We start from the raw sequence: 14,184 nt of genomic DNA, 5'->3' as shown, positions 1-14,184 counted from the left end.
TATTATACCATAATTATAGAAATTGTGCAATTTCTTTGCGGGTAAAGACAGTATAAAAGTAATACTGCTCTATTTCGTAAATTGGACAAATATCTGAGAATGGGCTTGTATGTAGTAAGGTTTATTTCTATACTTTTTAAAGAATTTAGAAGTAAAACAAATATGAACTGCTATAAAACTCACACGTGTGAAGAATTAAGGAAGAACGACGTAAAAGGAAGTTACCTCTCTGGATGGTTATATCGTAAGCGCGATCACGGTAACTTAATTTTTGTTGATTTAAGAGACTTCTATGGAATCACTCAACTAGTATTTAATAATGATAAAGACTTTTTTGATGAGACATCAAATTTAAAATTGGAGAGTATAATTACTGTTACAGGAATAGTTGAAGCTAGAACTGAAGATACGGTAAACAGCTCTATCGCAACCGGAGAAATTGAGGTTGTAGTTAGCAATTTACACGTTGAATCAGAAGTTGAGTTCCACTGTGATGAAGAAATAGCAAAAGAAGAAAGAAGTATATTAGCGAGCATTGCTGGCGAACAAGAATACCCAGAAAATATGAGATTTAAATATCGTTTTCTTGATTTAAGGCGAGAAAACACCCGCAACAATATTATTCTGCGCTCACAAATTATTGCAGAACTCCGCAAGCTCATGATAGAGCAAGGGTTTTTGGAAATTCAGACTCCAATACTTACTGCTTCGTCCCCTGAAGGTGCACGTGATTATTTGGTGCCAAGCAGACTAAATCTTGGTAAATTTTATGCATTGCCGCAAGCTCCACAGATTTTTAAGCAATTGCTCATGGTTTCAGGGTTTGATAAATATTTTCAAATTGCACCGTGTTTCCGTGACGAAGACGCAAGGGCTGACCGTTCTCCGGGGGAGTTTTATCAACTAGATCTTGAAATGTCTTTTGTGACTCAAGAAGACATCTTTCAGATTATTGAGTCTACCTTATATAAAGTGTTTGCCAAATTTTCTTGCAAATCAGTTGATAAAGATTTTCCGCGCATTACATACAAAGACGCAATGCTCAAATATGGATCTGATAAGCCAGATCTGCGCAATCCATTATTAGTCAGCGATGTTACAGAAATTTTCCGTGATTCAGAGTTCAATATTTTCAAAAGCAATATTGAGCGCGGTATGGTAGTGAGAGCCATCCCTGCTCCTAAAACAGCAGAAGAACCACGCAGCTTCTTTGATAAAAAAATAGAACATGCGCAAAAAGAATTCGGCGCTAAGGGGCTTGGGTATATAACATTTGATAAGGACGGCATCGCAAAAGGGCCAATTGCTAAATTCCTTGATGAAAACAGGCTAAATTCTATAAAAGAAATAACGGATGTAAAGCCTGGAGATAGTGTATTTTTTGCTTCTGATAAGGAAAATGAAGCAGCAACAATTGCAGGGAAAGTGCGCACTCTTTTAGGGTCAGAACTCAGTCTTATAGATGATAATATCTTCAAGTTTTGTTGGATCATTGATTTTCCCTATTTTGTATATGACGATAAAAGTAAAAAAATCGATTTCTTTCATAACCCATTCTCCATGCCACATGGTGGCTTGAAAGATTTAGAGGACAAAAATCCACTGGATATCCTTGCTTACCAATATGATCTTGTTTGCAATGGAATAGAACTGTCAAGCGGGGCGATTCGTAGTAACAAGCTGGATATCATGTATAAGGCCTTTGCCATTGCAGGCTACAGCAAAGAAGAAGTTGATACAAAATTCGGTGCGCTCGTGCGTGCATTCAGGTTCGGAGTGCCGCCTCACGGCGGTATAGCACCAGGGGTTGACAGAATGGTTATGCTGCTTGCTGATGAGCCAAATATTCGTGAAGTAATCTGTTTTCCTATGAACCAGCAAGGTGAAGATGTTCTAATGGGTGCTCCTTCTGAAGTGGACAATAAACATTTACGTGAATTATCCTTAAAGGTTATTGAATAAAAATTTTTATAGCGGAGTGTGGTAAACCGAAAATCATGAACGATATTCAAAAAGCAATACTATCAAGCATAATCTGCAATATGATTATATGGTATGAAGTAACTCTATTTGGAGTTTTAACACATATAATAAGCAATGTTTTTTTTCCTTCAGAAAGCGATTATTTAAGCACAATCAAATTTCTTGGTAGTTTTGCAATTGGATTTGGATTTAGACCGCTTGGTGCGTTTATTTTTGGTTGCATTGGAGATAAGTACGGTAGGAGGAAAGTTTTGCTGACTTCCGTAATATTAGCTTCGATATCATCTACTGCAATTGCGGTCATACCAGGATTTAAAGAAATAGGAATATTTTCTCCTATATTACTTCTGCTTTGTAGAATAATACAAGGAATGGCAACAGGAGGGGAAACGAGTATCAACTCAGCCTTTTTAATAGAGCATTCAAGCGATAAAAAAAATCTAGGCTTTTTAGGTAGCATGAAAGCTTTTAGTGGTGCTCTTGGTTCTATTACATGTTTTGTAATGATAGCTATTTGCAAAAAATTTACAGGTGAAAATTATGAAATTTGGGGCTGGAGGTTGCTCTTCTATTTCTGCTTTATTATGGGCATAATAGGCTTCTTAATAAGATACATAATGGAAGAGAGCCTAGCATATAAAATTCATGATCAAAATAGAAGCTTATCTGATTCTCCATTTTTAGAATTAATCAGGGACTATAAAAAGGCATTTGTGCTAGCAATTGGGCTTGGCGTTGCCCAAAATGCAATCGTTTATTCAGCAATCATGTTTTACAACATATCTGTAAAAGAACTTATTCTCTCAGGCATCAATATTAAAAATGTAGTAAGGATTATAGTTGAAATTACATTTGGAGCGTCTGCAGTGCTGTTTGCAATACTGTCTGATAAAGTTGGAAGAAAAAATGTAATGATTCCTACATTAGTAGCTCTAGCTTGCGCCGGTTTGCCGGTACTTTCGCTATTATCGTATGATAATCACTATGTTATAACGCCCACTTATTGGCTAATAACCATACCAATAAGTGCATCTTTTGGAATATATAATTCTCTTGCTTGCGAGTTATTTCCAACGAAAGTTAGGTGCACGGGCTTTAGCCTCGCACATAACATATCTGCAGGAATATTTGGTGGCCTTTCTCCATCCATATGCATGTGGCTTATAGAAAAAACCGAAACAAAACTTGCAGCAGGCATTTATCTTACTGCCTGCGCATTAATTAGCCTAATATCTGTGCTTCAAATTAAAGCCAAAGACAGAAAAGTTGATTGGTGAAATCGTTTCAGTCGAAAAATAGCGCTTCAATGGATTTTTCGATGTGTTTAGTGATAGGAGCGGTGATAGTGATTTCTTTATTGTTTGGCAGTTTTAAAGATAAAGAATGCGAATGAAGGTGAATTTTATTTGCTATCCCATCAATAAAAGCTTTTTTACCACCATATTTACCGTCACCAAGAATAGGGCAATTTATATGAGCTAAATGTGCACGTAACTGATGGGTTCTGCCGGTAATTGGTTGTAATTTTAAATAAGCAACATTGTGTTTGGATTTTGCTATAATTGAAAAATGCGTAGTGGCATTCTGAGGTGAATTTTCATCAACGACCACTTTTTCTTGACCTGAAACATATTTTTTCACCAATGGATAGTCTATTGTTCCACTATCCTTGCTCGGTATGCCAGAAGTTAATGCTAAATAAGTTTTTTTTACTCTTCGTCCTTTAAATTCTTCCATAAGGTATCTGGCAACATTAGCGTTGCGTGCGAATATTATCACTCCACTCGTATCTCTATCTAGCCTATGGACAATTTTAAATGTTTCTCCCTCTCTTATTTGGTCAAGCAAATCACTCATGCTAATCTTTACTTTTACGCCACCTTGAACGATGACCCCTGCGGGCTTGTTTATAGCTAGTATATATTCGTCTTCATATAATATGTTCTCTCTTAGTAGATTCACTAACTTTTCATTATATTTGCGATCAGAATTAGCGTTCTCAATATAATTCAAGTGCTTCAGCGTTATAGTTTGTCCAGAATTTACTCTATCACTAGACTTTGCTTTGCAATCATCAACTTTGATTAACCCTTTCCTTAAAGATTTTTCAATTACAGATTGCTTTAGATCAGGAAAGATTCTTCTGATGTACCTATCCAGCCTAACGTTATCGTCTTTTACTGATATGGTTTTTATATTCTCCATTACTTTATTTGGATGTATGCTAATATCAACTGTTTGCATGACATAAAATAAAGTATAGCACAAGATATAAACCCTTCGGCTACATGTGCTATTTATTTAGTAGATTAAATATGAAGTTTAAAACTCTGCTGTCAACTTCCTGCAAAACTAGTGAAAAACAAACTTGCTTAAAACCACTTAATTAGTTATAGTCGTAAGTTTGAGGTACAGTAAAATGACAGCTTTTGTCCCTTTGATTGTTTTTTTAATCTTGTACCTTGGAAGTGGTGCTTATTTTTCTTTTATCGGAACTGATAATCCACTTCATCAGGTTTCACCAGTAATCTGCTTGTTACCAGCGCTATTTTTTGCTGTCTCACGTGGTACAAATAAAATTCAGCATAACATCGATACTGTTATCAAGGGCATGGGTGACAAAAATACCCTTACTATGTGTTTAATTTTTTTATTTTCTGGAGCATTTTCTGCGGTTACTCAATCAATTGGTAGCGCAGACACTGTTGCTAATTTAATTCTTAATTTCCTTCCAGCAAGATTAATGCTGCCTGGAGTATTTTTGGCTTCTGCTTTTATTTCAACTGCAATTGGTACATCTATGGGAGTTGTTGCGCTGATGGTACCTATAGCTGTTAATCTGGCAAAAAGTGGAGCTTTTGGCCTTGAAATAGGAACTGCAACTGTAGTAGGTGGTGCCGTGTTTGGTGACAACCTCTCAATGATATCTGATACCACCATTGCATCTGTTTCTTCACAGGGAGCTTCAGCAAAAGATAAACTTAAAATAAACTCTAAGGTTGCATTTACTGCAGGTATTATAACACTCACCTATCTGGCAGTGATTTCAAGTAGTACAAAAATTATTTCTATATCAAATTTAGATTATTATTCTATAATAAAAATTATTCCTTATATTTCTTTAATAATCATGGGGCTGCTTGAAGTCACCACTTTAGTAACAATAACTGTAAACATAATTATTGCTGGTGTGCTAGGAATAGCTTTTTTTGATTATGCCATCGTTCAATTTCCTCATGACGTGTACGACGGTTTCAAAAAAGTAAACGAAATAGTAATATTTGCTCTATTTATCGGTGGGTTGAGCCATATAATGTACAAACAAGGTCAAAAAGCGTTGCATAAACTCATCGATGAAAGCAATATCACAAAAACTAAAGCTGAATTTTTGATAGCAGGAATTGCGTCTATGTTTACTACCTTAGTTGCCAATAATACCATTGCTATTTTACTAAGTGGTGGCATTGCAAAAAGACTCGCACAGAAACACGATATTGTACCATACCGCAGTGCATACTTATTAGATGTTTTTGCTTGTGCTACAAAAGGCATCTTACCTTATGGTTCTCAACTATTGCTGGCAGGTAGCATCGCCTTTGTATCACCTGTTTCTTTATTAACACAGGTATATTACTGCTTTATTTTAGCAGCAGTTACAATAGGCGAAATAATCATCAACAGCAGAAAAGAGAAACATCGTGCGGCTGCAACTTAGAGTTTCTCTTTTTTTACCCATAAGGAACGGAATTACTTGACAAACTCCGCCAGCCTCCTTATCATGAAACTGAAGGTATTCAGTTATCTTCATCTGTGCAGATTAAACAGCAAGAAAACAACGTAGTTGGCGTCTTATTTTTAATTTTTTGCACTATGTGCACTCTATGTCTTCACAACATTTCTGGGTTTTTACCTATATAAGCTGAAACGCGCTTATAAGTCGTTTAGACAGTATAGTACGCCAATTTGCAGGATTAGAGAGTGACAACTAGCTAACACGGGGTTTCTTTTGCCTTTTTTTCTGCTTAGTAAATTTCTTAAACATTTGCAGCGTAGGTTAGTTGCAATTAAAAGCAGCTAAATTGCAGTGTTTAAGACTTAAAAAACGCCAAATACTGAAAATAGACAATGACTAGGGCTTCTTTTGCCTTTTTTTTCATTTGGTAAATTTCTTAAATATTTATGGCTAAACGACAACCGTCATCCCGCTACGTGTTAGCGGGATCTCTTGTTAGCGGCTGAGATACCGCGAATGAATCGCGGTATGACGGTTAAGTATCCCGCTACGTGTTAGCGGCTAAGAGATACCGCGGCGGTATGACGGTGTAGATAGTAATTCGTCATCCCGCTACTTGTTAGCGGGATCTCTTGTTAGCGGATGAGATACCGCGAATGAATCGCGGTATGACGGTTAAGTAGGGTGTCATCCCAGTCTGGAATCTAGTCTTGATTATGCAGCCACTTATTTAAAGTTAAGTTTCCTGGATCCCAGTGTCTGGGCACTGGGATGACGAGAAAGGAGCACTGGGATGACAGAAGAAGGAGGCTACTTACATGACATCATTCTTTTTCCTGGATCCAAGTAGTCTGGGCACTGGGATGACATCATAGAGGCGCTGGCCCTGACAATCGTCATCCCGCTACGTGTTAGCGCCGCGGCGGTATAACGGTTAAGTAGGGTGTCATTCCAGTGCTTGACACAGTTGTCTAAGTGAGGAAAGTCACCAGTGGTTATATTATTGCTATATTTCTCACTTACCCAACAAACTTAGATTTTACACTAAACTGTGCTGCCACTAACTTTGCAACCGGTACTCTATAGGGTGAGCATGAAACATAATCCACCCCTGATTCGATGAGAAACTCTATAGATTTTGGATCTGCTCCATGCTCTCCACATATACCTAGTTTTATTTCTTTTCGGGTTTTTTTGCCTCTTTCAATGGCTATCTTGATTAACTCCCCTACCCCTTCGATGTCCAGCACTTCAAATGGATCATTGTCAAATATATTGCTTTCCTTATAAGAATCGAGGAAATTAACTGAATCATCTCTTGAAAGTCCCATGGTTGTTTGCGTTAAATCATTAGTGCCAAAACTAAAAAACTCTGCATGTTTTGCTAACTTATCAGCAATCAGTGCTGCTCTTGGTAGTTCTATCATCGTTCCAATTGAATAAGCCTTGTCTGATGTCATTCCAGCGCGTGACGCTGGAATCTGCGTCTGGATTCCAGCTGAGATGACAGAGGATTCTTTCTTTGCTAGCTCGCATATCAGAATAAATTCTTTCTCATTCATTATAAAAGGGATCATGATCTCAGGCTTGATTTCTACACTTTTTTCCTTTTTTAGCTCATTTGCAGCACTAAGTATTGCCCTAATCTGCATGCTATATATTTCAGGATGAGAAATGGCAAGTCTACAACCTCGATGGCCAAGCATTGGGTTCTTTTCTGACAACTGTGCTATTTTATTTTTTACTGATTCAACTGACTTACTAAGTGATTTGGCGATTTTTTCTATAGTAGACTGATTATTGGGTAAAAATTCATGTAAGGGTGGATCAAGCAACCGTATAGTGACTTCCCTACCCTCCATAATAGAAAATATTTCTTTAAAATCAGACTTTTGCATTTCTTCCAGTTTAATGAGCGCATTTGCCCTTTCATTTTCATCGTCAGCTATTATCAACTTTTGAATGAATTCGATTCTATCACTAGCGAAAAACATATGTTCTGTGCGACATAAGCCTATACCTTCTGCACCGAATTCTTTTGCAATTTTTGCATCTTTTGGAGTATCAGCGTTCGCTCTCACTTTGACCGTTTTGATTTCATCTATCCAGTTGATTATCGTTTTGAATTCTTGCGATAATTCAGGTGAAATTGTAGGAAGAATGCCAAGCATAACCTCCCCTGTTCCTCCGTTGATGGTAATTGGTTCACCTTTATTTACTTTTGTATCCCCCACAGAAAAGAAAGTTCCATCTTTATCGATATAAAGTCCACTTACACTGCAAATGCATGGCTTACCCATTCCACGGGTTACAACAGCAGCATGCGAGGTCATCCCTCCCCGTGCTGTTACTATGCCACTTGCAGCATTCATTCCATTAATATCTTCAGGACTCGTTTCTGACCTTACTAAAATCACTTTTTTACCCTGCTCTGCAGCTTTTTCAGCATCACTTGCACTAAACACTACATATCCAGAAGCAACCCCTGGAGAAGCCGGCAGTCCCTTCCCTATTACTTTTTGGTCACTCTTAACGTCAAGAACTGGATGCAATAAATTGTCAAAAGTTTTTGGATCAATTCTCAATATTCCTTCTTCTTTTGTAATCGTTCCTTCGTTTACCATATCAACTATTATGCGAATAGCAGCTTCAGCCGTGCGCTTGCCAGACCTAGTCTGCAAAATCCATAACTTACCGTCCTGCACAGTAAATTCGATATCCTGCATGTCTTTATAATGCCTTTCAAGTTTTTCACATACCACACATAATTCTCGGTAGACACTTGGCAGCAACTTCTCCATGGTGTTTTCTTGCTCTCCGTCAATTGGCATAGGAGTATAAACACCAGAAACCACATCCTCACCCTGAGCATTAACCAAAAACTCACCAAAAAGCTTTTTTTCTCCAGTTGAAGGATTTCGTGTAAATATCACACCAGTTGCAGAATTATCATTTAAATTACCGAAAACCATTGCTTGCACGTTGACCGCTGTTCCAAGGTTTTCAGGAATGTTATGTATTCTTCTATAGGAAACAGCCCTATCATTTTTCCAAGAGGTAAATACTGCATTAACTGAGTTTAACAATTGCTCTTCAACGTTCTGCGGAAAATGTTTTCCTGTTTTTTCATGTACTATCCTTTTGAAATTGTTAACAATTCTCTTTAAAACATCAACATCAAGATCAGCTAAGCTTTTTGCTCCACTCTTTTGCTGCTTATTATCAACAACATCTTGAAATAGGTGATGGTCAAGCTGTAGTACAACATTGGAGTACATCATAATGAAGCGGCAGTAGCTATCGTAAGCAAAACGTTCGCCACTTTTTTTTGCAAGCCCAACAACGGTTTCATCATTTAGACCAACATTTAAAATAGTATCAAGCATGCCCGGCATTGAACTAACACTACCAGAGCGTATTGAAACTAATAAGGGATTATTTAAATCCCCAAACTTACAACCGATGTCATTTTCGAGCATCGCCATGTAGTTTTTGATTTCACTACATATGTCATTCCAGTGCGTGACCACATTTTTTTCTGGATCCGAGTAGTCAGCTACTTGGATGACAGAAGATCTATTGTCTTGATAATAGACTTTGCAAGCAGAGGTGGAAATTGTGAAACCGGGTGGAACAGGAATGCCAACATTGCACATTTCTGCTAAATTTGCCCCCTTTCCTCCCAGCAGATTTTTCATTTCTGCATTGCCTTCGCATTTACCCTGGCTAAAGTAATGTATTAACTTTTCCCCATCATTTTCTCCGGATTTTCACTGATAAACACATTGTACATATAGTTCCAATAAACCTGTGAAGACTTGAAACCTTAGGATAATAAATTTTACAAAATTTTGCAACAACGTTCCTTCTGGCAACATCAGTAAAGTTAACAAAAAAGATGACAAATTATTGAATTATTATCAATAAGAATATATAATATAAAGATACATTTAAAAATTTTTTTATGGCTCTTTCTAAATTTCTCGACCCCAAGAATGATGTTGCGTTCCGGCGTATTTTTGGTACTGAAAAAAATAAAGACATCCTCATTCACTTTCTCAATGATATTTTGGGGTTCACTGGCAAAGATGAAATAAAAGAAATAGAATTCCTCAGCACTATTCAAGATGCTGAAATTGCCTCTAAAAAACAAAGTATCGTTGATGTACTCTGCAGGGATGAAAATGGGGTGCAAGTAATAGTCGAAATGGTGCGACCTGAAAGTCTTCGGTCATATTGTTTAAAAGGAGAGGAATTCATTCAGAAAGAAACTGAAAGGATTCTAAAACTTATTAAACCAGATGTTTTGCCATCTGAGTCTACGCATCAGTGCGAATCGGGCAACCGGTTGGTGACAAGCGATGCGGACAATGAACCTCCTCTTGAAAAGAAGATGCTCAATCGTGAGAGGAGCATAAACTACAAGCATCATGTGGTTGGAGGGCTAGGCTAGTGGTATGGTGAACGTAAGTGAAGCTTCATAAGTATCGTAATGATTAAGGAGCTAAAGATGCTGATAAGCTCTGACCAAAAGATAATGTGGATAAGTTACATTTTTCATTTCTAGATGTACGCAAATAATAACTCCACCGGTATAGAGAAGTCACCTAACCTACTATTGTATGACAGAAGGAACAGGGTAAACCTGTATTTTTGCCTACATGGCAAGCAAACCGCAAGGAATGCTGATGAAAGTGCAGGTAAAGGAGAATGGAGAAAGCGAATGCCATTTTGTAACGAAATGGATAGAATTTGTAACATTAATTCGCGTGAAAACGAGCAGACTTCCATTTGGTCCCTCGTGACAAGAAACTTTGTTAACCACTTAAGGGAGGAAAGCAGATGATTACAGATAAAACTGTAAGTGCACCTACCGACAACTCCGAAGCATGGAAACAATTGCCATGGAGGAAGTGCCAAAAAGTTGTTATAAGGCTACAAAGACGTATTGTTAAGGCTGTCCAACAGGGAAGATGGGGTAAGGTAAAAGCTTTACAGCGTCTTCTCACACGCTCCTTTAGCAGCAAAGCTTTAGCTGTTAAAAGAGTAACTGAAAACCAAGGAAAAAACACGGCAGGTGTAGATCGTCAACTGTGGTTAACTTGCAATGCTAAATTTCAAGGAATAAAGCAGTTAAAGCAAAGAGGATATAAACCTTCTCCGCTAAAACGGATTTATATCAGTAAATCTAATGGCAAAAGAAGACCTCTTGGAATACCAACGATAAAAGATAGAGCCATGCAAGCATTATATCTGTTTGCCCTGGAGCCAGTATCTGAAACGATCAGCGACCGTCACTCCTATGGCTTTAGACCTAAAAGATCCTGCGTGGATGCTATTGCTGCTTGTCACTTATTACTGGCAAGACGCAATCGACCACAATGGATACTAGAAGGTGATATCAAAGGGTGCTTTGACAACATTAACCATGAATGGCTTATGAAGCATATTCCTATGGAGAAGAAAATTCTGCATAGTTGGTTAAAGGCTGGTTTCCTAGAGTCAAAAACCTTGTATCCCACAACTGCTGGCACTCCGCAAGGAGGTATAATTTCTCCAATACTAGCTAACTTTACCTTAGATGGTCTTGAACAGTTATTAGAAAGTCGCTTTGGTAAATTAGGTAGCAAAAGAAGAGGAAAAATCAGAAGTGGAGTGAATGTAATCAGGTATGCAGATGACTTTATTATTTCAGGTTTTACACATGAACTACTGGAAAATGAAGTTAAGCCATTAGTATCATCTTTCCTTCATGAGAGAGGTCTAGCTCTGTCAGAAGAGAAGACAAAGATTACATTTATTACAACAGGGTTTGACTTTCTTGGTTGTAATGTACGTAGATATAATAAGAAGTTAATTATTAAACCTTCGAAAGAAAGTATTAAAAAACTTCTTAATAAAGCACGTACATTGATAAAAGCAAATATAGCGAACACTCAGGCTATAGTAATTAAGTCACTTAACTCTCTACTGAGAGGATGGGGAAATTACTATCACCATGTGTGTGCTAAAAAAGCGTTTAGAAAAATCGACAATGAAATTTGGCATAGTTTATGGAAATGGGCAAAGAAAAGACATCCTCGTAAAGGATTACGTTGGATAAAGAATCGTTACTTCAAAGTAATGGGTCAACGACAATGGGTTTTTGCTGCACCCATATGCAAGAACAAACCAAAAGAGATACGGTATTTAAGACTGCTTAAGCTGATTGATATACCTATCAGACGACATGTTAAAATCAGAGCGGATGCAAATCCCCTTGACTTAAAATGGAAAAAGTATTTTGATGAGAGAGTGAAACGAACAAGAATGTTAGCAAGCTCCTTTTCAAGAGAAGGTTCTCTACTGTTAGTGTCACCACTAAAGTTGATGTATTCTGAGGATTTATGAAAGACAAGCCGGTTCGAGAAAAGAAGAACTTAGATAAGGGGCTCAAGCGTAGTGTGGGGAAACCTGCATGCTGCGTTTCTAAGGGAGGGAGTAGTAGTAATACTGCTTCCTTACCTGACCAAGTTGCCAAAACTAAAGGCTTTGAAAAACGCGCTCAATATTACGCTGCTAAAGCTTATTCAAGGCAAGCTGATAAAGGTGATCAATATCATAATCTTAAAGAAATTATCTTTATTGCTATTGCTGATTGTATTCTCTTTCCTAATAAATCTGAGTATAAGTCAGATCATGTAATGTTAGACAAAGATAGCTATGAACATGATTTAAAAGATTTTTATTTTACATTTATTGAGTTACCAAAATTTCCTAAAACTAAAGAAGACCAATTGGAGAGTATAGTTGAAAAATGGATCTATTATTTTAAATATGCAGATGAAACTAGCGAAGAAGAATTGGAAAAGATAATAGGTAGTGATGTAATAATTAAAAAGGCATATGAAGAACTAAATAGATTCAACTGGTCAGAGAAAGAATTTATTGCCTACGAACAGGAAATAAAACGTATTCGTGATGAACGGGCTTCTAAGAAACTTCCCATTAGTTATTCCTGTTGAACTAAGATATAACCGAATTCCTGTGCCTTTTTGATTAAATTTTTTACAACTTTCTCTTTGTAACGTGTTTCATAATAATCTATTCCTCTTTCTACATATTCTTGTCCATACTTCAACATACTATAAAAGATACATGCTAATTTCCTTGCCGTAGCAGTAATCGCTTTTGGTGCACCTAGTCGTTTTTTTAACCTTCTACAATATGCACCTATTCCGCTATTGCTTCTTGATACACAGTGAGCAGCCATTCGAAATGCATTCGCGGCACGATTAATGACTTTACGTGTTCTTGTGCTAAACACTTTTTCCCCTGTAATTTTATTAGCAGGGCTTAGCCCCAACCACGAAGTAAAATGCTTTTCTGATCGCCATTTATTATAGTTAATACCAACTTCCGAAATGATAGTTTGTACAGTTAGTATATCCAATCCAGGAATTTTGGTAAAATCTATACCAGTTACTCGATATAATTCTTCATGCAAAGCAAAGTTTGGTTTACTTTTTCTGTGCTTATTTTTCTCTTCACCTAACTTTTTACTCTCATCAGACTTTGTCTCAAATGTTTTATAATATTCTTCAATGCTCCTGTCACATTCTGCTACTTTTTCCTGATAAATATTATATAGCTCAAATTCTTGCTTTAATGTAAATAGGTGTTCTTTTCTATAGTTTCCTGCTAATGCTTTTGCAATAACAGATTTATCACTTTTTATTCGTCCATCTCTTAGTTCAGCCAATTTTTCAGGATTATTCTCACCATCTATTATTGCTTTAATAATTTGCATTCCAGTTACACCAGTTGTATCGCTTATAACTTTATGTAGTTGAATATTCATTTGTGTTAGCGCTTTTTGCATACGCAAAGTATGTGTAGAAGCATTTTCAATTAAATTTTTACGTTGCCGAACATAACTACGCAATACACACATTTGATCATCTGGCCTAAATGACCCTTGGAGTAACCCGTAACTGTGTAGTTGTTGAATCCATTGACAATCTTGCACATCTGATTTTCTCCCAGGTACATTTTTAACATGTTTTGCGTTTACCAGTTTTACTTCAAATCCGTGTGATTCAAGTACTTGAAACAAAGGAATCCAGTACACTCCTGTTGACTCCATGGCTACTGTATTAACTTTACATTTTTTCAACCATTTTGCTATGTTGTAGAGATCTTCCGTAAAGCAGCTAAATTTTTGTATACGTTGTTCATCGCTTCCTTCGGGTACACATACATAATGTACAGCCGAGCCAACATCGATTCCTGCTGCATTAGGATTCGTTATCTCTAATTTACTTTTGAACTTTGCCATTTTTAATCTCCATTATATAATAATCCATAATTGAGAAGTGCTTAAGCTTGGGACGATTGAGTTATACATTCTTCTAATCGAGGTAGCCCAAAAGGCTCCATCAGTGGTTCGACCGTTCCTCCAAAGCCACGCTGTCCTACGGGCACTTAAG

The 14,184-nt window shown here is 37.1% G+C and carries 8 protein-coding genes and 2 pseudogenes; 7 read left to right on the top strand and 3 right to left on the bottom strand.

What is annotated here, in order from left to right; all coding sequences use genetic code 11:
* Nucleotides 1-162: 162 nt before the first annotated feature.
* Together aspS and NMD99_RS06900 are read left to right on the top strand one after the other, a co-directional pair.
* A complete protein-coding gene (gene aspS / locus NMD99_RS06905) occupies nucleotides 163-1,962 on the top strand; it encodes an aspartate--tRNA ligase (RefSeq protein ID WP_309166010.1) in 1,800 nt (599 codons plus the stop codon).
* 35 nt (nucleotides 1,963-1,997) lie between these two features.
* Entirely contained in the window at nucleotides 1,998-3,260 is a 1,263-nt protein-coding gene (locus tag NMD99_RS06900) for an MFS transporter (RefSeq protein ID WP_253309473.1), read from the top strand.
* Between the two features lie 7 nt (nucleotides 3,261-3,267).
* Here the strand turns inward: NMD99_RS06900 and NMD99_RS06895 are convergent, their stop codons facing one another.
* Nucleotides 3,268-4,227, bottom strand: coding sequence for an RluA family pseudouridine synthase (locus tag NMD99_RS06895; RefSeq protein WP_253309474.1), 960 nt, complete (start codon nucleotides 4,225-4,227; stop codon nucleotides 3,268-3,270).
* A gap of 175 nt (nucleotides 4,228-4,402) precedes the next feature.
* Here NMD99_RS06895 and NMD99_RS06890 point away from each other — a divergent pair, with 175 nt between their 5' ends.
* On the top strand, nucleotides 4,403-5,698 hold the full coding sequence (locus NMD99_RS06890) for a Na+/H+ antiporter NhaC family protein (protein ID WP_265016436.1): 1,296 nt from the start codon (nucleotides 4,403-4,405) through the stop codon (nucleotides 5,696-5,698).
* A gap of 1,037 nt (nucleotides 5,699-6,735) precedes the next feature.
* Here the strand turns inward: NMD99_RS06890 and ppdK are convergent.
* Entirely contained in the window at nucleotides 6,736-9,414 is a 2,679-nt protein-coding gene (gene ppdK / locus NMD99_RS06880; RefSeq protein WP_309166007.1) for a pyruvate, phosphate dikinase, read from the bottom strand.
* A gap of 266 nt (nucleotides 9,415-9,680) precedes the next feature.
* Here ppdK and NMD99_RS06875 point away from each other — a divergent pair.
* From NMD99_RS06875 to NMD99_RS06860, 4 genes and pseudogenes are all read left to right on the top strand, one after another.
* A pseudogene (locus NMD99_RS06875) lies at nucleotides 9,681-9,926 on the top strand (PD-(D/E)XK nuclease family transposase); the annotation flags it as partial.
* Nucleotides 9,927-10,283: 357 nt separating this feature from the next.
* Nucleotides 10,284-10,562 (top strand): hypothetical protein, encoded by a 279-nt coding sequence (locus tag NMD99_RS06870; protein ID WP_264377970.1) that lies wholly within the window; start codon nucleotides 10,284-10,286, stop codon nucleotides 10,560-10,562.
* A complete protein-coding gene (gene ltrA / locus NMD99_RS06865; protein ID WP_309165860.1) occupies nucleotides 10,559-12,106 on the top strand; it encodes a group II intron reverse transcriptase/maturase in 1,548 nt (515 codons plus the stop codon). The genes NMD99_RS06870 and ltrA overlap by 4 nt, the downstream gene beginning before the upstream one ends.
* Nucleotides 12,103-12,687, top strand: a pseudogene (locus tag NMD99_RS06860) (Rpn family recombination-promoting nuclease/putative transposase); the annotation flags it as partial. The gene ltrA and the pseudogene NMD99_RS06860, both read left to right, overlap by 4 nt.
* Nucleotides 12,688-12,707: 20 nt before the next feature.
* On the opposite strand, the gene NMD99_RS06855 reads toward NMD99_RS06860, so the two are convergent.
* Nucleotides 12,708-14,033: an IS110 family RNA-guided transposase gene (locus NMD99_RS06855; RefSeq protein ID WP_309165749.1), complete on the bottom strand. Its 1,326-nt coding sequence runs from the start codon at nucleotides 14,031-14,033 to the stop codon at nucleotides 12,708-12,710.
* Nucleotides 14,034-14,184: the final 151 nt, after the last annotated feature.

Source organism: Wolbachia endosymbiont of Listronotus oregonensis (assembly GCF_031205055.1).
Taxonomy (GTDB): Bacteria; Pseudomonadota; Alphaproteobacteria; order Rickettsiales; family Anaplasmataceae; genus Wolbachia.
This window is presented reverse-complemented; position numbering and strand designations above follow the sequence as displayed.

What these genes read in the sequence shown, in the direction of transcription:
- aspS (WP_309166010.1), top strand. Translation starts at nt 163, where the DNA reads ATGAACTGCTATAAAACTCACACGTGTGAAGAATTAAGGAAGAACGAC.
- NMD99_RS06900 (WP_253309473.1), top strand. Translation starts at nt 1,998, where the DNA reads ATGAACGATATTCAAAAAGCAATACTATCAAGCATAATCTGCAATATG.
- NMD99_RS06895 (WP_253309474.1), bottom strand. Translation starts at nt 4,227, where the DNA reads ATGCAAACAGTTGATATTAGCATACATCCAAATAAAGTAATGGAGAAT.
- NMD99_RS06890 (WP_265016436.1), top strand. Translation starts at nt 4,403, where the DNA reads ATGACAGCTTTTGTCCCTTTGATTGTTTTTTTAATCTTGTACCTTGGA.
- ppdK (WP_309166007.1), bottom strand. Translation starts at nt 9,414, where the DNA reads ATGAAAAATCTGCTGGGAGGAAAGGGGGCAAATTTAGCAGAAATGTGC.
- NMD99_RS06870 (WP_264377970.1), top strand. Translation starts at nt 10,284, where the DNA reads ATGTACGCAAATAATAACTCCACCGGTATAGAGAAGTCACCTAACCTA.
- ltrA (WP_309165860.1), top strand. Translation starts at nt 10,559, where the DNA reads ATGATTACAGATAAAACTGTAAGTGCACCTACCGACAACTCCGAAGCA.
- NMD99_RS06855 (WP_309165749.1), bottom strand. Translation starts at nt 14,033, where the DNA reads ATGGCAAAGTTCAAAAGTAAATTAGAGATAACGAATCCTAATGCAGCA.